The organism is Teichococcus deserti, assembly GCF_001982615.1.
GTDB lineage: Bacteria > Pseudomonadota > Alphaproteobacteria > Acetobacterales > Acetobacteraceae > Pseudoroseomonas > Pseudoroseomonas deserti.
In genome coordinates, this window is sequence record NZ_MLCO01000330.1 from 1 (window position 1) to 24,286 (window position 24,286).

21 protein-coding genes are annotated in these 24,286 nt (G+C 71.2%); 7 read left to right on the forward strand and 14 right to left on the reverse strand.

Features of this window, described 5'->3' with window-relative positions; all coding sequences use genetic code 11:
* Positions 1–33: 33 nt before the first annotated feature.
* From BKE38_RS26115 to BKE38_RS26125, 3 genes are all read left to right on the forward strand, one after another.
* Positions 34–2,208, forward strand: a complete 2,175-nt coding sequence (locus BKE38_RS26115) for an anthranilate synthase component I (protein ID WP_076960129.1) — start codon at positions 34–36, stop codon at positions 2,206–2,208.
* Between the two features lie 116 nt (positions 2,209–2,324).
* The gene (locus BKE38_RS26120; RefSeq protein ID WP_106409314.1) at positions 2,325–3,848 is read left to right on the forward strand and encodes a serine hydrolase domain-containing protein; all 1,524 of its coding nucleotides are present in this window, start codon (positions 2,325–2,327) and stop codon (positions 3,846–3,848) included.
* The gene (locus tag BKE38_RS26125) at positions 3,848–5,452 is read left to right on the forward strand and encodes an ABC transporter substrate-binding protein (RefSeq protein WP_076960131.1); all 1,605 of its coding nucleotides are present in this window, start codon (positions 3,848–3,850) and stop codon (positions 5,450–5,452) included. The genes BKE38_RS26120 and BKE38_RS26125 overlap by 1 nt, the downstream gene beginning before the upstream one ends.
* 215 nt (positions 5,453–5,667) lie before the next feature.
* Here the strand turns inward: BKE38_RS26125 and BKE38_RS26130 are convergent, their stop codons facing one another.
* The 5 genes from BKE38_RS26130 to BKE38_RS26150 form a co-directional block, all read right to left on the reverse strand.
* Positions 5,668–7,848 (reverse strand): putative bifunctional diguanylate cyclase/phosphodiesterase, encoded by a 2,181-nt coding sequence (locus BKE38_RS26130; protein ID WP_076960132.1) that lies wholly within the window; start codon positions 7,846–7,848, stop codon positions 5,668–5,670.
* Positions 7,849–7,911: 63 nt separating this feature from the next.
* Entirely contained in the window at positions 7,912–8,382 is a 471-nt protein-coding gene (locus BKE38_RS26135; RefSeq protein ID WP_083747886.1) for an acyl-CoA thioesterase, read from the reverse strand.
* A gap of 47 nt (positions 8,383–8,429) precedes the next feature.
* On the reverse strand, positions 8,430–9,056 hold the full coding sequence (locus BKE38_RS26140; RefSeq protein ID WP_083747887.1) for a class I SAM-dependent methyltransferase: 627 nt from the start codon (positions 9,054–9,056) through the stop codon (positions 8,430–8,432).
* A gap of 143 nt (positions 9,057–9,199) precedes the next feature.
* Positions 9,200–9,607: a hypothetical protein gene (locus BKE38_RS26145; RefSeq protein WP_076960135.1), complete on the reverse strand. Its 408-nt coding sequence runs from the start codon at positions 9,605–9,607 to the stop codon at positions 9,200–9,202.
* A gap of 4 nt (positions 9,608–9,611) precedes the next feature.
* On the reverse strand, positions 9,612–10,325 hold the full coding sequence (locus BKE38_RS26150; RefSeq protein WP_076960136.1) for an RraA family protein: 714 nt from the start codon (positions 10,323–10,325) through the stop codon (positions 9,612–9,614).
* Between the two features lie 161 nt (positions 10,326–10,486).
* On the opposite strand from BKE38_RS26150, the gene BKE38_RS26155 reads away from it, so the two are divergent.
* Both BKE38_RS26155 and BKE38_RS26160 read left to right on the forward strand, forming a co-directional pair.
* Positions 10,487–12,163: a methyl-accepting chemotaxis protein gene (locus BKE38_RS26155; protein ID WP_076960137.1), complete on the forward strand. Its 1,677-nt coding sequence runs from the start codon at positions 10,487–10,489 to the stop codon at positions 12,161–12,163.
* Positions 12,160–13,338: a PP2C family protein-serine/threonine phosphatase gene (locus tag BKE38_RS26160; protein ID WP_076960138.1), complete on the forward strand. Its 1,179-nt coding sequence runs from the start codon at positions 12,160–12,162 to the stop codon at positions 13,336–13,338. The genes BKE38_RS26155 and BKE38_RS26160 overlap by 4 nt, the downstream gene beginning before the upstream one ends.
* A gap of 271 nt (positions 13,339–13,609) precedes the next feature.
* On the opposite strand, the gene bla is transcribed toward BKE38_RS26160, so the two are convergent.
* Positions 13,610–14,479 carry a class A beta-lactamase gene (bla, locus tag BKE38_RS26165; RefSeq protein WP_076960139.1) on the reverse strand — a complete coding sequence of 290 codons (870 nt, stop codon included), beginning with the start codon at positions 14,477–14,479 and terminating at the stop codon, positions 13,610–13,612.
* A gap of 106 nt (positions 14,480–14,585) precedes the next feature.
* On the opposite strand from bla, the gene BKE38_RS26170 reads away from it, so the two are divergent.
* Entirely contained in the window at positions 14,586–15,458 is an 873-nt protein-coding gene (locus tag BKE38_RS26170; RefSeq protein ID WP_076960140.1) for a LysR family transcriptional regulator, read from the forward strand.
* Here BKE38_RS26170 and BKE38_RS26175 read toward each other — a convergent pair.
* From BKE38_RS26175 to BKE38_RS26185, 3 genes are all read right to left on the reverse strand, one after another.
* Positions 15,455–16,864 carry a M20/M25/M40 family metallo-hydrolase gene (locus BKE38_RS26175; protein WP_076960141.1) on the reverse strand — a complete coding sequence of 470 codons (1,410 nt, stop codon included), beginning with the start codon at positions 16,862–16,864 and terminating at the stop codon, positions 15,455–15,457. The genes BKE38_RS26170 and BKE38_RS26175 overlap by 4 nt on opposite strands.
* A gap of 188 nt (positions 16,865–17,052) precedes the next feature.
* On the reverse strand, positions 17,053–17,544 hold the full coding sequence (locus BKE38_RS26180; protein WP_131829735.1) for a hypothetical protein: 492 nt from the start codon (positions 17,542–17,544) through the stop codon (positions 17,053–17,055).
* A complete protein-coding gene (locus BKE38_RS26185) occupies positions 17,537–18,181 on the reverse strand; it encodes a glutathione S-transferase N-terminal domain-containing protein (protein WP_076960143.1) in 645 nt (214 codons plus the stop codon). Before BKE38_RS26185 ends, BKE38_RS26180 begins: the two co-directional genes overlap by 8 nt.
* Before the next feature lie 245 nt (positions 18,182–18,426).
* On the opposite strand from BKE38_RS26185, the gene BKE38_RS26190 reads away from it, so the two are divergent.
* The gene (locus BKE38_RS26190; protein ID WP_076960144.1) at positions 18,427–18,879 is read left to right on the forward strand and encodes an Lrp/AsnC family transcriptional regulator; all 453 of its coding nucleotides are present in this window, start codon (positions 18,427–18,429) and stop codon (positions 18,877–18,879) included.
* Positions 18,880–18,883: 4 nt separating this feature from the next.
* Here the strand turns inward: BKE38_RS26190 and BKE38_RS26195 are convergent, their stop codons facing one another.
* The 5 genes from BKE38_RS26195 to BKE38_RS26215 form a co-directional block, all read right to left on the reverse strand.
* Positions 18,884–19,798 (reverse strand): glycosyltransferase family 9 protein, encoded by a 915-nt coding sequence (locus BKE38_RS26195; protein ID WP_076960145.1) that lies wholly within the window; start codon positions 19,796–19,798, stop codon positions 18,884–18,886.
* Positions 19,795–20,928 carry a glycosyltransferase family 4 protein gene (locus BKE38_RS26200; RefSeq protein WP_076960146.1) on the reverse strand — a complete coding sequence of 378 codons (1,134 nt, stop codon included), beginning with the start codon at positions 20,926–20,928 and terminating at the stop codon, positions 19,795–19,797. The genes BKE38_RS26195 and BKE38_RS26200 overlap by 4 nt, the downstream gene beginning before the upstream one ends.
* A 148-nt stretch (positions 20,929–21,076) precedes the next feature.
* Positions 21,077–21,892: a carbohydrate ABC transporter permease gene (locus BKE38_RS26205; RefSeq protein ID WP_242662577.1), complete on the reverse strand. Its 816-nt coding sequence runs from the start codon at positions 21,890–21,892 to the stop codon at positions 21,077–21,079.
* The gene (locus BKE38_RS26210; protein WP_076960148.1) at positions 21,892–22,818 is read right to left on the reverse strand and encodes a carbohydrate ABC transporter permease; all 927 of its coding nucleotides are present in this window, start codon (positions 22,816–22,818) and stop codon (positions 21,892–21,894) included. Before BKE38_RS26210 ends, BKE38_RS26205 begins: the two co-directional genes overlap by 1 nt.
* Complete coding sequence (locus BKE38_RS26215) at positions 22,818–24,158, reverse strand: ABC transporter substrate-binding protein (RefSeq protein ID WP_076960149.1); 1,341 nt, start codon at positions 24,156–24,158, stop codon at positions 22,818–22,820. Before BKE38_RS26215 ends, BKE38_RS26210 begins: the two co-directional genes overlap by 1 nt.
* Positions 24,159–24,286: the final 128 nt, after the last annotated feature.

Genomic DNA, 24,286 nt, shown 5'->3' on the forward strand with positions numbered 1-24,286 from the left:
CCCCCGAGGCGCCCCCTCCGGAGAGATCCACCCGTGCCTCAAGACCCCTCCCCCACCGCATTCACCACCGCCGGCGGCCTTGTCGTCCGGCATGTCGCGCAGCCCGCCGATTATGCCGGCAGCCGCCAGGCCCTGGCCGAAAGGCTGGACCGGCAGCGCGGCGTTCTCCTGTCCTCGTCCTTCGAATTCCCGGGGCGCTACACCCGCTGGGACCTGGGCTTTTCCGACCCGCCGCTGATGGTCACCGCGCGCGGCCGCGCGATGCGGATCACCGCGCTGAACGCCCGCGGCGCGCTGCTGCTGCCGCCGGTCGCCGCCGCGCTGCGCGCCCTGCCGGAGACGGAACACCTCGCCGCCGGGGCCGAGGAGGTGACGCTCACCATCCGCACGCCGGTCGAGCGGCTGCCGGAAGAGGAACGCTCCCGCCTGCCGTCGGTCTTCTCGGCGCTGCGGGCGATCCGCGACCTCTTCGCCAGCGATGCCGACCCGCATCTCGGGCTCTACGGCGCCTTCGGCTACGACCTGGTCTTCCAGTTCGAGCCGATGGCGCTGCGCCTGCCGCGCGCCGAGGACCAGCGCGACCTCGTGCTCTACCTGCCGGACGAGATCCTGGTGGTCGACCACCTTTCCGGCGCCGCCACGCTGCACCGCTACGACTTCTCGGTCGGCGAGGCCGCGACCGAGGCCCTGCCCCGCGCGACGCCCGCCGATCCCTTCCGCGCCGGGTCCAACGCGGCGCCGGCCGAGAGCGACTACGGCCCCGGCGAATATGCCGCCATGGTCGAGCGCGCCCAGCAGGCCTTCGCCCGCGGCGACCTGTTCGAGGTCGTGCTGGGCCAGACCTTCGCGGCCGCCTGCCCCGACGCGCCCAGCGCGGTGTTCGAGCGGCTGCGGCGGGTGAACCCCTCGCCCTATGGCGCGCTGATGAACCTGGGCGAGGGCGAGTTCCTGGTCGCCGCGTCCCCGGAAATGTTCGTCCGGGTCGAGGGCCGCCGGATCGAGACCTGCCCGATCAGCGGCACCATCCGCCGCGGCCGCGACGCGCTGGAGGATGCCGAGAACATCCGCACCCTGCTCAACTCCGCCAAGGAGGAGAGCGAGCTGACCATGTGCACCGACGTGGACCGCAACGACAAATCGCGCGTCTGCGTCCCTGGCTCGGTCCGCGTCATCGGCCGCCGGCAGATCGAGATGTATTCGCGGCTGATCCACACGGTCGACCATGTGGAAGGCACGCTGCTGCCCGGCCGCGACGCGCTGGACGGCTTCCTGTCGCATGCCTGGGCGGTGACGGTGACCGGGGCGCCGAAGACCTGGGCGATCCGCCATGTCGAGGCGGAGGAACGCTCGGCCCGCCGCTGGTATGGCGGGGCCATCGGCCGCTTCACCTTCGACGGGCAGATGAACACCGGGCTGACGCTGCGCACCATCCGGCTGAAGGACGGGGTCGCCGAGGTGCGCGCCGGCGCCACGCTGCTGCATGACAGCGACCCGGCCTCGGAAGAGGCGGAATGCCGGCTGAAGGCCAGCGCCATGTTCGCCGCCATCCGCGGCGAGGGCGCGCCGGCTGCCGCCACGCCCGTCGCCGCCATGGCGCGCGTCGCCGGCCCGCGGGTGCTGCTGGTCGATCACGAGGACAGCTTCGTTCATACGCTGGCCGGCTATTTCCGCGCGGCCGGCGCCGAGCTGCGGACGCTGCGGCCCGAGCTGGCCCGGGCCGCCTTGCGCGAGGAGGCGGCGCCCGACCTGGTGCTCCTGTCTCCTGGTCCCGGCCGCCCAGCGGATTTCGCCATGTCGGAGACGCTGGCGCTGATGCTGCAGCGCGGGCTGCCGGGCTTCGGCGTCTGCCTCGGGCTGCAGGGGATGGTGGAGCATTTCGGCGGCAGCCTGGACCAGCTCGCCATGCCGATGCATGGCAAGCCTTCGCCGGTGCGGCGTGTCGGTGGCCGCCTGCTGGCAGCATTGCCGGAGCGTTTCACCGTCGGCCGCTACCATTCCCTGCATGCCCGGCGGGTCGCGCTGCCGGATGTGCTGGAGGCGACGGCCGAGACCGAGGATGGCGTGATCATGGCGATCGAGCATCGCGCGCTGCCTTTGGCCGCCGTGCAATTCCACCCGGAGTCGCTGATGACCGACCCTGAGGGCGTGGGCATGCCCCTGATCCGCGGCGTGCTGGCTGGCCTTCGCGCCCTGACGCCTGCTGACTGATGTCGGGGTCCGGGGGGACACTGTCCCCCCGGCGGGGGTCTGGGGGCGGCGCCCCCAGCCTTGCCTTGCCTGCCTTCCAGCGCGACGCTCTTCGCAGAATGCCAGGAGAGACGCCCATGGACTGGAACCGCGCCACCGCCGAGGCGGCTGCCATTGCCGGCCGATGGTCCGAGGAACGCGGCCCCGGCGGCGCCATCGTCCTGTTCGATGCCTCGGGCATCAAGGCCACCAATGCCGGCGGCTATGCCAATCTCGAGCTGTCGGTGCCGTTCACGCCGGACACCGAGAATCGCCTGGCCTCGATCAGCAAGCACTTCATGGCGGCGACGCTGCTGCTGGAGGGCATTCCCCTGGAGGCGCCGCTGGGCAGCCTGGTGCCCGGCCTGCCGGCGGCGATCGGCGCGGTGCCGCTGGAGCGCGCGCTCGACATGACCGGCGGGCTGCCGGACATGATGGAGGTGCTGTGGCAGCAGGGCATTCCCTATACCGCCAGCCTGGAGCGGGAGGAGGTGATGGCGCTGCTGAAGCGCCTGCCCGGGCTCTGCGCGCCGCCGGGGCAGGAGATGGCCTATTCCAACACCGGCTGGCGGCTGGCCGAGGCGGTGCTGGAAGCGCAGCGCGGCACCGGCTATCGCGACGCGCTGGAGCGGCGGCTGCTGGCGCCGCTGACGCTGCGGGTGAGCTTCCCGAGCGACGAGACCGAGCCGCTGCGCGATCTGGCCACCGGCTATTGGTGGGACGGGCTGTCCTGGCGGCGCGGGCGGTACGGGATGCATTTCTCGCCGTCGGGCGGGCTGGTGGCCAGCGCCAACACGCTGGCGAAGTGGAGCGCCGCGCTGTTGTCGGGCGCCGGGCCGCTGGAGGGGATGCTCGACCGGCTGACCATGACGCGGCATTTCGCCGATGGCAGCGACAGCGTCTACCGGCTGGGCCTGGTGGAGACGCGGCTGGGGCAGTCGCGGATCGTCGGCCATGGCGGCTCGCTGCCGGGCTATCGCAACCATGTCCTCATGGCGCCGGACCAGGGCGTCGGCGTCGTCGTGCTGACCAACCGCGAGGAGGATGCGCTGTGGCCGGCGCTGACGGTCCTGGCCGCCCTGCTGGGCGAGGCGCCGCCCATCCCCGCCGCGCTGGCGCCGGGGCTCTATGCCGAGGCCGAGGGGCCGTTCTGGGCGGAGCTCGGCGCGGATTCGATCAGCGTCATGGGCGGGTTCGAGCGGCTGATGCAGGGCGCCGACGGGGGGCTGCGCAGCATCCCATCCTATCTCGACATCTTTCTCAATGCGCAGAGCGATACGGTGCTGGAAGGGCGAATCGGCGGGGTCGCCCGGCGGCTGGAGAAAGTTCCGGGGCAGACGCCGCTCGACCCGCGGCTGATCGGGCGCTGGCAGGAGCCGGATTTCGGCGGGGTGATCGAGATCCGCACGGATGGCACGGCGCGGATGCCCTGGCCCGGCGGGCTCGGCGCCGAGACGCGGCTGACGCCACTGCCGGGCGGCCGTGCGCTGGCCGAGCTGAAGCACGGGCCCTGGCGGCATCGCCCCTGCCTGTGGCTGCAAGCCGATGGGTCGCTGCGGCTTGCCAGCCACCGTTCGCGGGTGCTGCACTTCCGCCTGCAGAACGTCCCGGATCACGGCTGATGAAAACCCGACACCTCGCAAGCCTGCTGCTGGCCGGCGCAGCTTTCCTCTGCGGCGGCATGGCGGCCGCCCAAACGGGGCCCCAGACCGCGGCGTCGCCGGCCAACCGCGTGCTGCGCGTCGCGCCGCATGCCGATCTGCGCACGCTGGATCCGGTCTTCGCCTCGATCACCATCACCCGCATGCACGGGCTGATGATCTACGAGACGCTGTTCGCCTGGGACAACCAGCTGAACCCGCAGCCGCAGATGGTCGACCAGGTCGAGACCGCGGCCGACAACCTGACCTGGAATTTCCGCCTGCGCGAAGGGCTGAAGTTCCATGACGGGCAGCCGGTCACCAGCCGCGACGTGGTGGCCTCGCTGAAGCGCTGGATGGCGCGCGACACGGTGGGCGTGAAGCTGGCCGAATACACTGCATCGCTGGAGGTGATCGACGAGCGCCGCTTCGCGCTGCGGCTAAGCAAGCCGATGGGGCTGGTGCCTTTCGCGCTGGGCTCGGCCACCGGCCAGATCCCGGCGATCATGCGCGAGAGCGACGCCACCACCGAGCCCACCCGCCCGGTGACCGAGACCATCGGCAGCGGCCCGTTCCGCTTCAACCGCGGCGAATGGCGCAGCGGCGCCCGCATCGTCTACGACCGCAACCCGGACTATGTCCCCCGCGCCGAGCCGCCGAACGGGTTGGCCGGCGGCCGCGTGGTCAAGCTGGACCGCGTCGAATGGCACATCATGCCGGACCCGGCGACGGCGGCCGCCGCCCTGCAGACCGGCGAGATCGACCTGTGGGAGCAGCCCAGCCAGGACCTGATCCCGGTGATCCGCCGCAGCCGCGGCATCGCCGTCGAGCGCTATGCCAGCCTGGCCAACCAGGCGATGCTGCGGCCGAACCACCTGCACCCGCCCTTCAACGACCCGCGCGCCCGCCTGGCGCTCGCCTATGCGACCGACCAGGGCGACTTCATGGCCGCCGGCTATGGCGACGAGCAGTGGTGGAAGCGCTGCGGCAGTTTCTTCATCTGCGGCGGCCCGAACGGCACCGAGGCAGGTGCCACGGGCTACGCCACCCCGAACCTGGAACGCGCCCGGTCGCTGCTGGCCGAAAGCGGCTACAAGGGCGAGCGGGTGGTGATGATCTCCTCGCACGACATCCCGGCGATCGGGCGCATGGCGGAGGTCGCCGCCGCCTCGCTGCAGAAGATCGGCCTGAACGTCGACCTGCAATTCGCCGACTGGGGCAACGTGACCAGCCGCCAGCCGCGCCGCGACCCGCCGGACCAGGGGGGCTGGAACCTGTTCGTCACCACGGCCTCGGGCGGGACCATGCAGTCGCCGGTGACCAATATTGGCACCAACAGCGCCTGCGAGCGCGCCTGGGCCGGCTGGCCCTGCGACGCCGAGGCCGAGCGCCTGCGCAACGCCGTGGTCGACGCGGTGGACGAGGCCGGCCGCAAGGCGGCGCTGGACGCGCTGCACGCGCGGCTGGCGGTGTCGCAGCCCTATCGCGTCCTCGGCCAGTTCGACCAGCCCTACGCCCGGCGCAGCAACATCAGCGGCGTGCTGAACGCGCCGGTGATGGTGTTCTGGAATATCGAGAAGAACTGAAAGGCTTTTGGCAGGCCAGGGGAATGAATTCCCCTGGACCCCATCTTTTTTCTATCAGACTGCCGTGTCCACGTGGGGACAGGACGTGAAACGGCCCAACGTCAGCGCGACCTGTGAGCGAGCGCGTCCCGCCGCGACGCCCTGGTGTGGAGCGCCTTGAAGCGCTGCCCGTCAAACGGCCGATGATCAGAAAAAAGAAGGGGGCTTGGGGGAATTCATTCCCCCAACCTACCCAAGCTCTGTTCTGCCACCGGCAAAACCCACTCCCGATCCGCCCGCAGCAGCGCCGCCATCTCTTCCGGCGGCAAAGGCGGGCTGCAGAGCTCGCCCTGGTAGTCGTCGATGCCTTCGGCGCGCAGCCATTCCAGCTGGCGCAGGCTTTCCACCCCTTCGGCCAGCATCGGCACGTCCAGCAGCCGCCCCAGCGAGGCCACCAGCGCCGCCGCCTCCGCCGGCAGGCCGGCCGGGGTCAGCTTCAGCCGGTCCAGCGGGAAGCTGCGCAGCGCCACCGGGCTGGCGGGCCCGCTGCCGAAGCCTTCGACAGCCAGGCGGAAGCCCATGGCGCGCAGCTCCACCAGGCGGGCGCGAACCAGCTCGGCGGGCTCGGCGGCCAGCATGGCCTCGGTGACCTCCAGCTCCAGGCGGCGGGCGTCGCAGCCGCTCTCGTCCAGGATGCGCTGCAGCAGGGCCAGCCCGTCGGCAGCGCGGAACAGCCGCGGATAGAGCTTCACCGCCAGCACGGCGCCGAAGCCCTGCGCCGCCCAGCGCGCCTGCTGCCGCGCGGCGGACAGCAGCATCCATTGCCCCAGCGGGTCGACCAGCCCGGGCTCGGCGCAGACGCGCAGGAAATCCTCCGGGTCGATCGGGCCGCGCTGCGGGTGGCGCCAGCGCAGCACCGCCTGGGCGCCGAGCACCCTGCCCTCCCGCACCGACAACCGCGGCTGGAACAACAGGAAGAATTCGTCCTGCTGCAGGGCGGCGCGCAGCTGCTCCTCCAGCGCCAGGCGGTCGCGGGCGCGCTGGTCCATCTCCGGCAGGAAATAGCGCCAGACGTTGCGGCCGGCAGCCTTGGCTTCGTAGAGCGCCAGGTCGGCCTGCTGCGCCAGCAGATCCACCTCGGCCGCGTGGTCGGGATAGAGGCTGATGCCGATCGAGGGCGTCACCTGCAGCCGGTGCTCGGCCAGCTGGATCGGCTGCGACAGCGCCTCCCGCAACCGTCCGGCCAGGGCGTCGATCCCCGCCTGTGGCCCGCCCGCCAGCCCGGTATCCGGCTGCAGGCGGATGAGGAGCAAAAATTCGTCGCCGCCCAGGCGGATGACGCCGTCGCCGGCGCGGAGGCACGCCCGCAACCGCTGCGCCACCACCACCAGCAGCCGGTCGCCGACCGGATGGCCGAAGACGTCGTTGACATGCTTGAAGCCGTCCAGATCGATGAACAGTAGGGCGATGCCGCCGCCATCCTGCGACGCCTGCCCGCGCAGCCGGTCGAAGATGGGGTGCAGCGAGGCACGGTTGGGCAGGCCGGTCAGGGTGTCGTGGCTGGCCAGGTAGTCGGCCTTGCGCTCGGCCTCCTTGAGTTCGGAGATGTCGACCTCGCTGACCAGCAGCGCCGGGCGGCCGGTCGCCGAATCGCGGCAGCGGCGCAGCGTCATGTCGTGCCAGCGCGGCCCGCCGGCGGTGCGCAGCTGGGCGACCATGCGGGCCTCGCCGGCCTGCTCCAGGGCAGCCTGCATCGCCTCGCGCGTGGCGCCGTCGAGGAAGCGGGCGGCGAAGCTGTGGCTGCCCTCCGGCAGGGCGGCGCGGGCGGCCGGGTTGCGGTAGAGCAGCTCGCCCGCATGATCGTAGAGGGCGATCATCACCGATGTATGCACCAGCGCCTCGGCGCTGCGCAGCGTGTCGGCGCGGGCCTCGACGTCGCCCAGCGCCTCGCAGAGCATGCCCATGCGGCCGTCCGCCAGGCGCAGCCCGCGATAGGCGGCGGTGACCGGGCGGGGCTTGCCGTTCGGATAGAGGGTCCAGACCTCGACGAAGCTGGCGTCGCAGGCAATGAAATCCTCCTGGTACTGGCGCAGCTTGCGGGCGACGGCGGCGGACAGCTCGCGGCCGAGCTCGCGCGCCGCCAGCGCCTCCCGGCTGGGAGCCTGCCAGAGCAGCAGGCCGGCGGCATTGGCCCACACCACCCGGCCCTGGTCGATGTCATAGACCCAGAGCGGCGTGGTCAGCCGGTCGAGCGGCAGGGTGGCGGCTTCGAAGGCGGCGCAGGCGTGCCGCGCCGTCTCCGGTTGCTGATCGATGGCCTCCTGTCCGACGGCCCCCTGTCCGATGGCCTCCTGTCCGATGGCCTCCTGTCCGATGGCCCCCTGTCCGATGGCCTGTCCTGGCCCAGCATCCGCCATCCGCGAATCCCCTTCCCCGCAAGCGGTCCGCCGGCAGGCTAGGAGCGCGGGGTTATCGGGGAGTTAAGGCCGCTTCAGCGACAGGCGCTTCGCCGGCGCGCCGCCCTGGTTCGCCGCGAAGGCCGCCTGGATGGCGTCGGGCCAGGCGGCGACCTTGCGTTTCTCCAGATCGACGCAGAGGAAGAGAAACTCGCATTCGGCGCTCTGCCAGCCTTCGGCGGCGTGGAACAGCCGGTGGCGCAGCAGCAGCCGCTTGGCATCATGCGCCAGCACCTCGCTGCTGGCGGCGAGCGGCATGCCCTCCAGCACCTCGCGCTGATAGGCGACCCAGCTTTCGGCAGCAAAGGTGCCGAGGCCCTGGGCGCGGAAGGCCGGCCCCAGCCCCAGCCGCGGCCAGAGCAGGTCGGTCGCCATGTCGAAGGCCACCAGGTAGAAGGCCATGTTCATATGGCCGTAGTGGTCGGTCCATTCGGGGCGGACGGGGCCGATGGCCCCGCGATTCTCCGTCTCGATCATCTCATCCCGCATCGTCATCCAGGGCTGCCAGACTGCGGCCAGGGCGGCGGAACGCCAAGCCGTCCTCAGGAAGACTTCCGCCGGATCAGGCCGGTGCCGCGGTAGAAGGCGGTGTGGTCGACCAGCGGCCAGATGCGGCGCAGCTCCTCATTGGCCTCGATGCCGTCGATCTGGCGCCAGCCCACCACCCAGTCGTTCAGCGTCTGCAGGTACTGCATGCAGGACGGGCCGCCGCCGCCGCAGTAATCGGGGATGTAGCGGCCATGGCTCGTGTCCAGATCCTCGACGATGTAGATCCCGCCCGGGCGCAGCGAGGGGAACAGCGTGTTGAAGCTGTCGATCTGGTGCTTCCAGACATGCGAGCCGTCGTCGATGATCAGGTCGAAGGGGCCAAGGGCGGCGAGGCGGCGCATGTCGTCCAGGCTGCTCTGGTCGGCGATCTCGATGGCCAGGCGGTCGCCGGCATAGGCGCGCACCGCCTCGTTGATGTCGGCGCCGATCACCTGGCCGTTGACGAAGTAGTCGCGCCACATCCGCACCGAGCCGCCGCCCAGCACGCCGATCTCCAGCACCTTGACGGGCTGGTCGCGCATCGGCGCCACGAAGGGCTCGTAGAAACGGAGAAAGTCGTTCCTGTCCGAGGCCTTGTCGGTTCCGTGACGGCGACCGATGGCGTCCAGAATTCCACCCATCTCGACTTCCCTGTGAAAAAATCTTTATTATCAGACCCTTCTAGGGGCGGCAGCTTAAGCTGTCCATCCGTTAACGTTTGATTTTCGCAAGAATTTCATGGGATGCAGGCCGCGGCGGAGGTCGCCCTCCGCCACGACAAGGCTCAGCGGCAGCCTGGCGGATTGAGGAACAGCCCCGCCGCCTGCGGCACCGGGGTGGCGCCGGGACAGAGCGGCGCCAGGCTCAGGCGCTGGGCGTCCTCGCCCGGCAGCGGGGGGGCAGCGCCGACGCTGCGGCTCTGCTCGCGCCGGGCGCGGGTCCCGGGGACGCCGAGCTCGGCCACGCATTCCAGCCGGTCGCCATCCCTGCGGGTGATCCGCACCAGCACCCGGCCGTGGTTCATCGGCAGGGCGGCGGTGGCGGCGGCCCCTGCCTCGCCTTCCAGGCAGGCCGCGATGCCGGGGGCGGTCTCCGGCAGGAAGCGCGACCAGCCATCCTCCTGGGCCAAGGCCGTGGTGGCGAGCACCAGCGGCGCGAGCAGAAGGGCAGAAAGACGGACAGGGGTCGTCATGGGGTCAGTGGATCTCCTGGGCCCGCGACAGCGCCTGCTTCAGCGCCGCCACGGAAAAGCTGTCGGATGCGCAAAGGTCGAGGATGACCTTCTCGCGCCGGGCGCCCAGCTCGATCGCCGCGGGCAATTGCCGCACCACCGCATGCGGAATCACCACGGCGCCGTGCCGGTCGGCATGCACCACGGCGTCATGCGCGCAGGCCATGCCATGAACCGACACCTCCTGGCCATAGGCGACCATGTGGACATAGGCATGGCTCGGATTGACGATGCCGAGGATCTGGAAGTTGGGCGCCAGCGCGTCGATGTCGCGGAACGACCCGTTGGTGACGCAGCCCTGCGAGCCCAGCGCCTTGTGCACCGCGCTGTGCACCTCGCCCCAGAAGGCGCCGTAGCCGGGCGTGTCGTCCAGGTCCTGCAGCACCACGACGGTCGGCATCGCCGCCTCGGCCACGTATTCGTACCAGCCGGTGCGGATGCCGCGGTCGACCTCGGCCAGGCGCCCGGAGGGGGCGGCGGCGCGGATCGTGCCGGTGCGGGCCAGGCCGCAGATCGGCTTCAGGGTGACGTCGGCGGCCACCAGCGGGCGCAGCGTGTAGCCATGGCCGCGCCGCTCCGGCGCCACCAGCTCCAGCGCGTTGCAGATGGTCGGCGTGTCCCAGGCACGCAGCGCCTCCAGGTCGGCGGCGGTGAAAGGATAGGCGGCGGCATCGGCCATGGTCGGCGCTCCGTTTTTTCTTGGACCCGGCCAGGATTGCCCCCGCGCTGCCCCCCGGCAACCCGCAAAGCCGCGCGCCGCGCATCACTTCCGCCGCCTGCGGCTTGGCGCACCCCCCGTGGAGGCGGTAGCCTGCGCCCCGCCTGCCGCCCGGGAACAGAATGTCCGCGACCCCGCCCGCCGAACCGGTCCTGCCCGCTCCTCCCGAAGGACCCCCTGGCGCGCCGCCGCGTGGCTGGGCGCTGCGCGGCGGCGCGCGGCGCGGCCGGATCTCCGCCTGGACCGGTCGCATCGGCACCCGCGCCGGGCTGGTCGCGGCGCTGATGCTGGGCGTGGTGCTGCTGCTCAGCGGCACGGCACTGGTCACCGGCCAGCGGCAGGCCGCCTTCATCGAGCAGATCGGCGTGCGCGACCGCCAGGCCGATGCCGCCGTCGACGAGCTGACCCAGCATGTCGCCGATTTCTCAGCCGGCTTCGCCAGCGTCATCGCCGGCGTGCTGCAGCCGGTGCCGGCGGCGCCGCGGATGGTGCGCGGCTCGGAGCGGATCCTGGCCAGCTTCACCCGCGTCAACACGCTGCTCGGCCATGAGCTGGACCCGATCCTGATGAGCGGCGGGCGCGACATGGCCGCCCGCATGCCCGGCTTCGTCGAGCAGGTGCGCAGCGCTTTCGCCGGGCGCCAGCGCGACCGCTTCGGCCCGCTGCAGGAAGAATGGCTGGACTACATGACCACCTACACGCGGGTGGCCAATGCGGCGCGCGACTTCGTCCAGAAGCGCGGCGACGCCAGCCTGCGCGATGCGCGGGACCTCGCCGAGCAGGCGCGCCGCATCGTGCTGGCCGCCGGCATCGCCGGCCTCGCCGGCTGCGCGCTGATCCTGGTGGTGCTGGTCGCCCTCATCGCCCGCCCGCTCAGCCGCATCGCCGGCGCCATGGATCAGCTGGCCCGCGGCCGGCTGGACCGCGCGGTGCCGGAGACGGCGCGGGCCGACCAGCTGGGCGAGATGGCGCGCGCCGTCGTCGTCTTCAAGCAGGGGCTGCAGGCCAGCCGCAACCTGTCGGAGCAGGCGGCCGAGAACGCCCGCCGCACCGCGGTCGCCACCACCCAGGCCTCCGACGCCATCGGCCAGGTCAGCGACGGCTCGATGACCCAGCTGTCGGAGCTGCGCCAGGTGGGCGAGGCGCTGTCGCAATCGGCCAGCGCCATCCGCGAGGTGGTGCGCACCACCGCCGATTCGAACGACCAGGCGCAGCACGCCAAGGACCTGCTGGGCATCAACCTGGTGAAGGTGCGCAGCCTGATCGAGCTGGTGGATGCCGTGGGCGACGACACCGAGCGGGTCACCCGCATCGCCGGCACCATCGCCAAGATCGCGACCCAGACAAATATCCTGGCGATCAACGCCGCCATTGAGGCCGCCCGCGCCGGCGAGCACGGCCGCGGCCTGGCCGTCGTCGCCGAGGAAGTGCGCGCGCTGGCCACCAGCAGCGAGAGCCTGGCGCAGGAGATCGCCGACGTGGTGCTGATCGCCGGCCGCCGCACCCGCGAGGGCAGCGGCACGGCCGCCGCCGTCGGCGAGGACATGGACGCGCTGGAGCGGCTGGTGGCCGAGGGCGCCCGCCTGTCGGGGGCCATCGCGGTGGCCATGGAGCAGCAGCAGGCCACCGTCACCGACATCCATGCGCGCGTCGGCACCCTGACCCGGATCGGCCAGTCCAACGCGACCGCGGCCGAGGAGATCACCGTGACCATGATCGACCTGGCAAAACTGGCGACCGAGACAAGAAACACGGTGGAAAGCATGGCCGGCCAAGGCATCCAAGGACACGGCGCATGAGCGCTTCGCTGGACAGTCAGGGCGACGTTGCCCTGCTGATCGTCGACGACAGCAGCTTCAACCGGCTGATGCTGAAGCGGCGTCTCGGCGAGCTCGGCTACGCCAACATCACCATGGCGGAAGACGGCGAGCAGGGCCTGGCCGCCATCGAGCGCCAGCGCTTCGACGTGGTGCTGCTGGACCTGGAGATGCCCAAGCTCGACGGCATCGCCGTGCTCGAGCAGCTGCACGCCGCGCGCGGCGCGGCGCCGCCGGTCATCGTCATCTCGGCCCTGACCGAGATGGAGAAGATCGTCCGCTGCATCGAGCTCGGCGCGGAGGACTACCTGCCCAAGTCGTTCGATCTTCCCCTGCTCCGCGCCCGCCTCGGCGCCGTGCTGGAGAAGAAGCGGCTGCGCGACCTCGCCGACCAGCGCCTGGCCCTGCTGGAGGCCGAGCTCGAATCCGCCCGCGCCGCGCAGCTTTCCCTCGTGCCGCGCGACTTCCGCGCCATCGCGCCCGCCGGCCTCGACCTCTGCGCCGCCATGGTGCCGGCGCGCCAGGTCGGCGGCGACCTCTACGACGCCTTCCGCATCGACCCAACCACGCTGCTGATCACGGTCGCCGACGTCTCCGGCAAGGGCGCGCCGGCCGGTCTGACCATGGCCCGCAGCCTGGGCCTGATCCGCGCCGCCGCCGTGCTGCTGGCCGCCGAGGGCACCACCCCCGACCCGGCCGCCATCATCACCCGCGCCAACGACGACCTGGCCCGCGACAATGACAGCCTGACCTTCGTCACCATCGCGCTGGCCGTCCTCGACGCCGCCACCGGCGAGGGCCGCATCTGCGTCGCCGGCCACGAGGCACCCTATCGCCTGTCGGCCGCCGGCATCGCGCCCCTCACCGGCCTCACCCGCCAGCCCGCCATGGGCGCGTTGGAAGACTACCCCTACAGCAGCGATCCCTTGTCCCTGGCGGCAGGCGAAGCGCTGCTCCTGTTCAGCGACGGCGTCACCGAAGCCGAAGACGCCCACAGCGATTTCTTCGGCCGCGAACGGCTGGAGGCGGCCCTCGAACCCTGCGCCACCCGCCCCGCCGCCAGCGTGGTCGAGGCGCTGCTCCACGCGGTGGAAGCCTTCGTCAACGGGGCACCGCAGGCGGATGACATCACGGCGCTGGTGCTGCGTCGGGGCTGACAGAGAAGACAGGGGCAGGCCAGGGGAATGAATTCCCCTGGACCCCTTCTTCTTTCTGTTCTGTTGGCTGTTTGACGCTCAGCGCTTCACCGGCAGCGACACCAGGGCGTCGAAGCGGGATGCATTTTCATACAACCGGCGCTCGCTCGCAGGTCGCGCTGCCGATGGGCCGTTTCACGTACTGTCTCCACGTGGACACGGCAGTCACACCAGAAAAAAGAAGGGGGTCTGGGGGAATTCATTCCCCCAGCCTGCCCGATCTTCCTGTTCTTCAGATGGCTTTATAAAACTCTGCCACCGCCTTCCCCACTTCCGCCAGCGCCGCGTTGCGGGCGGCGAGAGGTGCCGAAGTCCCCGTCAGATAGGCTGAGACCAGCAGCGGCGCCGAGCTGTCCGCCGGCCACAGGATCCCGGCATCGTTGGTGCTGCCGCGGGGTCCGGTGCCGGTCTTCTCGCCGGCGCGCCAGCCGCTCGGCAGGCGGGCCTTCAGGCGGTCATCGCCGGTCTTGTTCTCGACCAGCCAGCGGGTCAGCAGGGCGCGGCTGTCGGGCTTCAGGGCATTGCCCAGGATCAGCTTCTCCAGGGTCTGGCTCATCGCCAGGGGCGTCGTGGTGTCGCGCGGGTCGCCGGGGGTGCCTTCGTTCAGCTCGGGCTCGATGCGGTCCAGGCGCGTGGTCGCGTCGCCCAGGCCGCGCAGCCACGCCGTCAGGCCCGCCGGGCCGCCCAGGCTCTGCAGCATCAGGTTGGCCGCGGTGTTGTCGCTCAGCGTCACGGCGACCTCGCAGAGGTGGCGCATCGGCAGGCCGGGGCCGCCGGCGCCGGCCTCGGTGCCGGGGGAATAGGCGACGAGCTGGTCGCGGGTGAAGCGGATCGGGCGGTCGAGCTGCTCCTGCCCGGCATCGACGCGGGCCAGCACGGCGGCGGCGGCCAGGACCTTGAAGGTGCTGCACAGGGGGAAGCGCTCGTCCAGGCGGTGGCCGGCATGGCGGGCGGTGCCGGCGACCAGGATGGCGACGCCAAGGCGGCCGCCGCTGCGCGCCTCGATCTCGGCCAGGCGCTGTTCCAGCGGCGAGGCCGCGAAGGCCGGGGTGGCGGCGAGGGCCAGGCCGGCGGCGAGCAGGCTGCGGCGGTGGATGGTCATGCGGGGCGTCCTCCGGTTCGGTGTGGCGGCAAGCTGGCGGGTGGCGAGCCCCTCGACAAACGGGGAGATCTCGGGCGAAACCTCAGGAAAATTTGGGTCAGGACCGATGCGCACCCATTTGCCCCTGAACGCGCTCAGGGCTTTCGAGGCGGCGTCCCGCCATCTCAGCTTCACCAAGGCGGGGCTGGAGCTGCATGTCACCCAGGCCGCCATCAGCCACCAGGTGAAGAGCCTTGAGGAAAACTTGGGGGTCGCGCTGTTCCGCCGGCTGCCGCGCGGGCTGGCGCTGACCGACGAGGGCGCGGCGCTGCTGCCCGAGATCGCCGAGGCCTTCCGCCGCATCGCCAGCACGCTGGACCGCTTCGAGGGCGGGCAGCTGCAGGAGGTGCTGACGCTCGGCGTGGTCAGCAGCTTCGCGGTCGGCTGGCTGCTGCCGCGGCTGGAGCGCTTCCGCGCGGCGCATCCTTTCATCGACCTGCGGCTGCAGACCAACAACAACCGGGTCGACCTGGCGGGCGAAGGGCTGGACGGTGCCATCCGCTTCGGCGACGGCGCCTGGCACGGGACCGATGCGGTGGAGCTTTTCGCCGCGCCCCTCGCCCCGGCCTGCGCGCCGGCCCTCGCCCCGCGGCTGCGGCGGCCCGAGGATCTTGCCACCGAGACGCTGCTGCGCTCCTACCGCGCCGATGAATGGGCGCGCTGGTTCGCCGGACTGGACCTGCCCTGCCCGCCGTTGCGCGGTTTTCTGTTCGACTCTTCCCTGGCCCTCGCCGAGGCGGCGGCGCAGGGGGCGGGCGTCGCGCTGCTGCCGGCGCGGCTGTTTGCCCGCGACCTGCGCTCCGGGCGGCTGGTGCGGCCCTTCGCGCAGGAGGTGGCGCTGGGCAGCTACTGGCTGACCCGGTTGCGCTCGCGCCCGGCCAGCCCGGCCCTGCAATCCTTCCAGGACTGGCTGCTGGCCGAGGCGGCGCTGGGCGACTAGCGGGCGGGCGTCCCCGGCTCGCCCAGGTCCCACCACAGGCCGGCGAAAGCCAGCAGGCCTTCGCGGGCGGGGGCCTTCAGCAGGTGCTCGTCCGGGCCGTGCTGCTTGCAGCCGTTGTAGCTGTGCGGCACCCAGACCAGCGGCACGCCCAGATGGTCGACGAAGACGTCGCCCGGCAGGCCGCCGCTGCTGTTGGGGATGACCTGCACCCGCTGGCCCAGGCTTTTCTCCATGCTGGCCTGGGCCCAGCGCACCCAGGGGTGGTCGGGCGCGGTGCGGCTGGCCGGCATGCGGATGGCGGCCTGCTCGATGGCCACCGCCTCCAGCCCGTGCAGGTCCAGATGGTGGCGCAGCGCCGCCTCGAAGCCGGCCGGGTCGCTGTCGACGGTGTAGCGAATCTGGCAATGGGCGCGGGCGTCGGGCGCGACGGCGTTGACCGGGTTGGCCGGCACGCCGCTGGTCATGGCCAGCACGATGAAGCTGTTCCAGCCATAGATCTTCTCGGCCGGGGTCAGGCCGGGTTCGCCCCAGCCTTCGTCGATGGTGGCCGCGCCGTCGCCGCCGCCGACCGGGCAGCCCTCGAGCACGGCGCGCACCGCGGCCGGCACGGCACTGCCCAACCCGTCGCCCGGCAGCCAGCCGCGCACCAGGATCTTGCCGTTGCGGTCCATGATGGTCGACAGGGCATGCGCCAGCAGGATCGCCGGATCGGTGGTCAGCCCGCCCCAATGGCCGGAATGCACGCCGCCCTGGCGCAGCCGCACGACCAGGTCGCAATGCCAGGTGCCACGGGTGCCGGTGGCGATGGTCGGCAGGCCGGGCTCGACGCGCGGCCCGTCGGAGGCGATCAGCGCATCGGCCGAAAGCGCCTCGGCATGAGCGGCGACGAAATCGCGCAGGCCCTTGCTGCCGCGCTCCTCGGCGGTTTCCAGCACCAGCTTGACATTGGCGCCGAGGCGGCCGCCGCGCTCGTCCAGCACGGCCTGCAGGGCGGCCAGGTCGATGGCGTGCTGGCCTTTGTTGTCGGCGGTGCCGCGGCCGTACCAGCGGTCGCCGCGGTCGGTCACCGCCCAGGGGGCGATGCCGTCGGACCACTGCGCCGCCAAGCCCGCGACGGTGTCGCCATGGCCATAGAGCAGCACGGTCGGCAGCGCCGGATCCTCGATGCGGGTCGCAGTCAGGATCGGGCCGAAGCCGGCTTCGGGATTTTCATGCAGATGGCTGGAAAAGCCCATCTCGGCCAGCCAGGGGGCGATGCCTTCCTCGAGGTAGCGGGCCAGCGCCGGCGCGTGCTGCTCCTCCTGCGAGGTGGAGGGGATCGCGACCAGCGCGCTCAGCCGGTCGGCGAAGCCGCCCTCGTCGAAAAAGCGCGCCGCCCGCGCCAAGGCGCCATCCCGTGTCGCCATCACCCCGAATTCCCTTTTCCCGGTCCGCGACGGTGAACCCCGGCCTCGGGGATGGCCACGGTGTGTGGCCGCAGCCAATGCGACTGAAGACGCCGCCCGTCAACGGCCGCGGTCACGCTTATGTTAATTTTTCCGCCGGTGATATTCCAAAATCTGGAATTGGTAGCGCGGTACGCTACCGCATCGAATCAGCGGCTGGTACGGGCCGGCGCGCCGCCCGAGGACGAGGTCGTGGACGCCCCCGAGGATCCGCCCGAGCCGCCGCCAACCGCGCCCGTGCCGAGCAGCGCCGCGGCCACCAGCGGCAGGCCGATGCCGAGCGGCGCTGCCAGCCCCATGCCGGCGGCCGGCGCCAGGATGACGGGGGCGGCGGCCTCGGCCACCGCGCCGCCGGCGAGCGCGCCACCCGCCAGCGCGCCCGAAGCCCCGCCTGGGGCCACGGACGCTGCGGCTGATGGCGGCGCCACCAGCCGCGGCCGTTCCTGGCCGCGCGGCGGGATGACAATGCCGGCCTCGGCGGGCACGGCGATGCTGCGCAGCGGCGTCTGGCCCTGCGCCCGGGCGGGGCCCGCCAGCAGCAGGCTCGCCAGAATGGCGAAGCTCGTGCTGGTCAGCGCACCGGATGGGGCGTAGAAGCGTCGCATGCACAACCACAGGCTGCAGACCGGACTGTCAGGCATGCTGCGTCTCCCGCAGGGTGGCGTGGAAGGCCGGCAGGGTCAGGCTGGCCGCCTCGGCGGCGAGCAGGCGGGGGAAGACGAGCTCCACGCCGAAGCGGCGCGCCATCTGCAGCTGCGGCACCAGGTGGATATCGGCGAAGCCCGGGCTGTCGCCGAAGCAGAAGGGGCCGGCGGCGTCGTCGAGCAGCGCCTCGCCGGCTTCCAGCCCTTCGGTGATGGCCTGGCGGGCCCAGCCCTGGGCCTGGCCCTCGGAGGCGCCGGTGGCGCGCAGGCGCGCCAGCACGCGCGCGGCGTGCAGCATCGCGATCTCGCCGGCGATGGCCTGGGAGAAGGCGCGGACGCGGGCGCGGGTCGCCGGATCGGGCGGCAGCAGCGCCGGCGACGGCCAGATCTCCTCCAGCCATTCCAGGATGGCCATGGCGTTGTGCAGCAGCGTGCCGTCGGGCAGCTGCAGGATCGGGTTGGGGCCGGCCGGCACGGCGGCGGCCAGGCCCAGCGGCAGCCGCGGCGGCAGGCCGGCGCGGGACGCCTCGTCGGGCGGGTCGCGCAGCAGCGTCTCGACCTCGACCCCTTTCAGGGCAAGGGCGATCTGGACCCGCCAGGTGGCGACACAGCGGCGATAGCCATGCAGGCGCATTGCTGCCCCCTCTCCTCCCGATGCTGTGAGCAAAACACCTCCGCTGTCAATGTTGCGTTGGCGACCACAGCCAGCGGTTGTGCCCTTGCCGCGTCGAACGACGCTTGCAGCCTGAACGTGGCAGAAATTTGCGCCGGGCGTGGGCCGCGCTGCCGCATCCTTGCCAGTGAATTGAAAAAACTCCGGAAACGGACCCGCCGACCGGCGCCGGCCGTCCGGGCCGCCTGAGACGAAAGCCCCCTGCCATGGACCAGACCGACCACCGCATCCTCCGCGCGCTCGCCCGCAATGCCCGGCTGACCAATGCCGAGCTGGCCGCCGAGGTCGGCCTGTCGCCCTCGCCCTGCTGGACCCGGGTGCGGCGGCTGGAGCAGTCGGGGGTGATCCAGGGCTATGTCGCCCTGCTGGACCAGGCGCAGCTCGGCCTGCCCGACACGGTCTTCGTCGAGATCATGGTGGAGAAGCATGACGAGACGGCGCTGGCCCGCTTCGAGCAGGCGGTGCAGGACATGCCGGAGGTGCTGGAATGCCACCTGACCACCGGCGAATACGACTATCTGATCAAGGCGGCCGTCGGCGGCACCGCCGGCTACGAGGCGCTGCTGCGCGAGAAGCTTTATCGCCTGCCGGGCGTGCGGCACACCCGCACCGCCTTCGCGCTGCGCAGCCTGAAGCGGGCGATCTCTCCCCTGCCCTGAGGCGTCAGGCGCCGAGGGTGGCCAACGCCCGGCGCACCGCCTCGACCGAGAGGTCGGCCATGGGCAGGCCGCGCGCCACGGCGACCGCCGGGCCGCGCGGGGCGCAGAGGGCGGGGTCGCTGTCCGGGCCGAAGAGGGCGAGCGTCGGGCAGCCGGCGGCGGCGACCAGATGCGTCGGGCCGGTGTCGTTGCCGATGGCGCAATGCGCCGCCCGGGCCAGTGCGCCGATCTGCGTCAGGTCGGTGCGGCTGGTCAGGTCGATGGCCGAAGGCGCGGCCGCGACGATCCGCGCCGCCAGGTCCTTTTCCGACGGGCCGCCCAGGATGACCGCGGGGATGTCCGAGGCCGCGGCGAGTTCGGCGAAATGCTCGACCGGCCAGCGCTTGCCGGGGCGGCCGGGCGAGGCGCCGGGGATCATCAGGAAAAACCTTTCCGGCAGCGCGAAGGATGACAGGTCGCCGGCGAGCCAGTCGAGGGCGGGCGGCGGGAAGGCGGAAATGCCGGCCATCTCGAGCTGCTCGCGCTGGCGCTCGACGGTGTGCATGGCGTCGCGCAGCGGGTTGGCGTGCGGGTGGCTGGCGCCGGCGGCGATGCCCGACCATTCGGCGCGGCCGCCGGTGAAGAGGCGGTAGCGCGACGACCGGCTGGAGGTCTGCAGGTCATAGACACGGTCGAAGCGCGCCCGGCGCAGGCGCAGCGCCAGCGAGGCCACGCCGCGCAGGTCGCCCCAGGAAGGCCGGCCGTCGGCCCAGACGCGGTCGAACCAGGGGGATTTTTCTGCCAGGACCGCGAAGGGCTTCGTGGTCAGCAGGGTGATCTCGGCGTCAGCGTGATGCGCGCGGATGGCGGCGAAGGGGCCGAAGGCCTGCACGAAGTCGCCCAGCGCCGCCAGCTTGATGACCAGGATGCGCGTCGTCATGCGCCCAGCAGCTCCCGATAGACGGCAATGGTCGAGGCCTGCATGGCCGCCGTCGTGTAGTCGCGCTGCACGGCGGCACGGGCGGCGTCGCCGATGGCGGCGCGGTCTTCATTCGGCATGGCCAGGACGGTGCCGATGGCCGTCGCCAGGGCGGCCGGGTCGCCCGGGGGGACGCGCCAGCCGGTGAGCCCTTGCGCCACGGTCTCGCGCGGGGCGCCGAGGTCGGAGGCGATGACCGGGCGGCGCATGGCCTGGGCCTCGACGACGCTGCGGCCGAAGGCTTCCGCATCGGTGGAGGCGTGCAGCACCAAGTCTGCCAGCAGCAGCGCCGCGGGCATGTCGCCGGTGTGGCCGGGCATGGCGACGTCCTGCGTCAGGCCGAGGGTCGCGATGCGGGCGCGCAGCTCGGCCGCATAGGCGCCGCGGCCATGGTCGCCGAGCAGGATGGCGAAAGGCTTTCTTTCCATTTTCGCAAGGGCGTCGAGCAGCACTCCCTGCCCTTTCCAGCGGCTGATGCGGGCGGGCAGCAGGATGACTGGGCGGTCGCGGGGGATGTCCCAGGCCTGGCGCAGGGCCTCGATCCGGTCCGGCGTGACGGCCGCCGGGTCGAAGAGGCGCAGGTCGACGCCGCGCGGGATGATGCGGATGCGCGACGGGTCGGTGCCGTGCCGCGCCTGGATGAGGTCGGCGATGAAATGGCTGATGGCGATGACGCGGTCGCCGCGGGCCATGACCGAGTTGTAGAGGCGCTTGCCGGGGACGTTCTCGTTGTAGGCGCCGTGATAGGTGGTGACGAAGGGGATGTTTTCCCGGCGCGCCGCGGAGAGGCCGGCCCAGGCGGGGGCGCGGGAGCGGGCGTGGACCAGGCGGATGCCGTGGGTTCGGATGACAGCCTGAAGCGCCCGGGCGTTGCTGGCCCAGGCAAAGGGCGACTTGCCGGTCAGCGGCAGGGTGACATGGGTGGCGCCGAGGGCTTCGAGGGCCGGCACCAGGCGTCCGCCGGCGGAGGCGACGACGGGGTGGTATCCGGCGGCGGCCTGGGCTTCGGCGATTTCCAGGGTGCCGCGTTCGACGCCGCCGCTGTTCAGGGCGGGCAGCAGCTGGAGGATGGCGGGCGGCCTGGTCGACATGCTCTCGGCAATACCGACGCCTGTCGCTTCTGACCAGCCTGTCGTCCCGCCGTGCTGCCCTGACGGAGGTGCAGTCTTGGTGCTGCGCGGGTGTCGGCCGTTGATGGGGGGGCCCGGGGGCATGCAATGCCCCCGGATGCTTCTCTGTTTATCCGCCTTTGACGCCACCTGCCGTCAGCCCCGCGATGATCTGTTTTTGGGCCGCCAGGGTCAGCAGCAGCACCGGCAGCGTCACCAGCAGGGCGGCGGCAGCGAGCGGCCCCCAGGAGATCTGCTCGAAGGTCAGCATGTTGTTCACCGCCACGGGCAGGGTGCGGGTTTCGCGCCCGGCGAGGACCATGGCGAAGATGAAGTTGTTCCAGGAGAAGATGAAGGACAGGATCGTCGCCACGGTGATCCCCGGCCTGGCCAGGGGGAAAGCGACGTGGCGGAAGGCCTGCCAGATGGTGGCGCCGTCGACCAGGGCGGCTTCTTCCAGCTCGGCGGGCAGGCCTTCGAAGAAGCCGATCATGACCCAGACCACGATGGGCACGGTGATGACCAGGTGGGTGATGATGATGGGCGTCAGCGTGCCGGTCAGGCCCAGCCATTGGAACAGCAGGAAGAGCGGGATCAGGTAGGACAGGCCCGGGGTGATGCGGGCGATGAGGATCAGCATGGCGGCGCGGGTCGCGCGCATCTTGGCGATGCCGTAGCCGGCGGGGACGCCGATCAGCAGGGCAAGGCCCGTCGCGCTGAACGACGTCACCACGCTGTTCCAGGTGTAGAGCAGGAAGTCGTTGCGGGCGAAAACGGACAGGAAGTTGTCCCAGACGGGTGGGTCGGGGATGAAGACGGGGGGCCAGGCGGTGTTGTCGAGCTCGGTCTTCAGCGCCAGCGACAGCATCCAGAGGAAGACCAGGGCGCCGGGCGAGACCAGGATCAGCACCGCGATGGCGAAGCCGATCTTTTCGAGGATCCGCATCATGCCGCGTCCTTCACCCGGTTGCGGGTCCAGAGCAGCAGGGCGGCGAGCGACACGATCAGCAGGAAGAACACCACCACCACCGCGCTGGCGTAGCCCATGTTGTAGTAGGCAAAGCCCTGCAGATAGAGGAAAATATTGATGGTCTCGCTGCTGGTGCCGGGGCCGCCTTGGGTGATGACGTAGATGGTGTCGAAGGCCTTCAGCGCGTCGATGGTGCGGATGATCAGCGCCACGACGATGAAGGGCAGCAGCAGCGGCCAGGTGATGTGGCGGAAGGACTGCCAGGCATTGGCGCCGTCGATCTTCGCGGCCTCGTAGGGGTCGATCGGCAGCGAGGCCAGGCCCCCGAGCACGATCAGCATGACCAGCGGCGTCCAGTGCCAGACCTCGACCATGACCAGCGTCGGGATGACGGTGGCGGCGTCGTAGATCCACATGCTGGGCGGGATGCCGAATTGCGTCAGGATCCAGTTCAGCACGCCGAGCTGCGGGTGGAACATCATGGTCCAGACGAGGGCCACCGCCACCGGCGTCGCCATCATCGGCAGGATGAAGATGGTCCGCGCCAGGCCGCGCAGCGGGAAGTTGCGGGCGAAGACCAGCGCCGCCGCCACGCCGAAGACCATCGGCAGGATCACGGCCAGCGCCGTGAAATACAGCGTCCGCGCGATCGAGGAGAGGAAGCGCTCGTCGGTGAACAGCTTGCGGTAGTTGTCCAGGCCGACGAAATGGTGGCCGCCGCCGATCTTCCATTCATGGGCCGACATGAACAGGGTGAAGGCCCAGGGGAACAGGATGACGGCCAGCACCACGATGCCGGCGGGGACGATGAACCAGCCATAGCGGCGGGCATAGTTGCGGCGGCGCGGGGCGGCGGCCGCGGTCGCCGCCCCTCCCGGCAGGGCGGTTGCGCCCCCTGGCATCAGGTGGCGCGCTCCGACTGCTCCAGCACCGGGCGGAAGGCGTCGGTGGCGCGCTTCAGCTCGGCGGCCGGATCGGCGCCGCCGATGGTGTTGGTGATGGCGGTGCCGATGGTGTCGCGGAACTCGGTGACGGGGACGATCTCCGGCAGGCCCGGGCGGGCGATGCGGGCGCTTTCCGAGAGCGTCGTGAAGAACTCGCGCGGGAAGCGGCTGCTGCTGATCGCCTCCTCGTTGCTGAAGGGGCTGCTGCGGGCGGGCGCGCCGGCGCCGGAGGTCAGGTAGCGCAGCTGGTTCGCCTTGCCGCTGGCCCATTGCAGGTAGTACCAGGCGGCGCCCTTGCGTCGGCTCTGCTCGCTGATGCCGAAGGCGGTGCCGAACAGCGCGCAATGGTGATGCGCCGGGCCTGCCGGCACCACGGCATAGCCGACCTTGCCGGCGACGCGGGAGCGGGTCTTGTCCTCGAGCGGTGCTGCGAAGCCCACGCCGTCGATCCAGAAGGCGGCGCGGCCCTGCATGAAGGTCGTCTGGCACTCGTTCCAGTTGAAGCCGACGCTGCCCGGCGGCGCGCATTCGCGCATCATCTTCTGGTACATCTGGGTGGCCCAGATGGCGTCCGGCGTGTCGGTCTGCAGCTTCATGTCGGCGCTGACCGTGTCGCGCTGCGCGGTGCCGAGCAGGAAGGAGCTCCACAGCACCACATTGGCGTTGCGCAGCCCGCGGCCGACGAAGCCGTATTGCTGCTTGGCGGGGTCGGTCAGCGCCTTGGCCGCGGTGTAGAGCTCGTCGAAGGTCTTCGGCACGGCGATGTTCTTCGCCGCCAGAAGGTCCTTGTTGTAGTACATGATGAAGTAGTCGGTGAACTCCGGCAGGGTGTCCATCCGCCCGTCCGCCTGGGTCGAATAGGTCACCGCGCCGGCGCCGAAATCGGCGAAGTCGAAGTCGGGCGCGGTCAGCGACGCGTCCGCGATCATCGGCTTGATGTCGGAGCACCATTTGGCGCGGCCGACCTGGCGCTTGTTCACATGCAGGCTGATGCCGACCACGTCGAAGGACGGCCGGCCGGAGGCGAATTCGATGGCGAATTTCTGGCGGTGCTGCTGCTCCGGGATCTGCTCGGCGCCGACCTTGATGCCGGTGAGGTCCTCGAATTCGCGCTGGTGCTGGATCAGCAGGGAGGATCGCGGGTTGGAGGTCAGGCTGGCCTCGACCTTCTCGCCCTTGAAGCGCTGCCAGTCGAAGGCCTGCTGGGCGCCAACCTTGGCCACCAGCGGCGGCGCCGCAAGGGCAGGCACGGCCAAAAGGCCGGCACGAAGCGCCGTGCGCCGCGTGAACTCGGACATCGTCATACTCCTCCCCGGTCCCGGCTTTGCCGGTTGTGATGTTATGCTTTCATCCCGACGGGGCGGATGGCAAGCGCCTTCGGAGTGGATTACGAGAAAGCCGGAAATGGAGGACGTCACCGCATGAC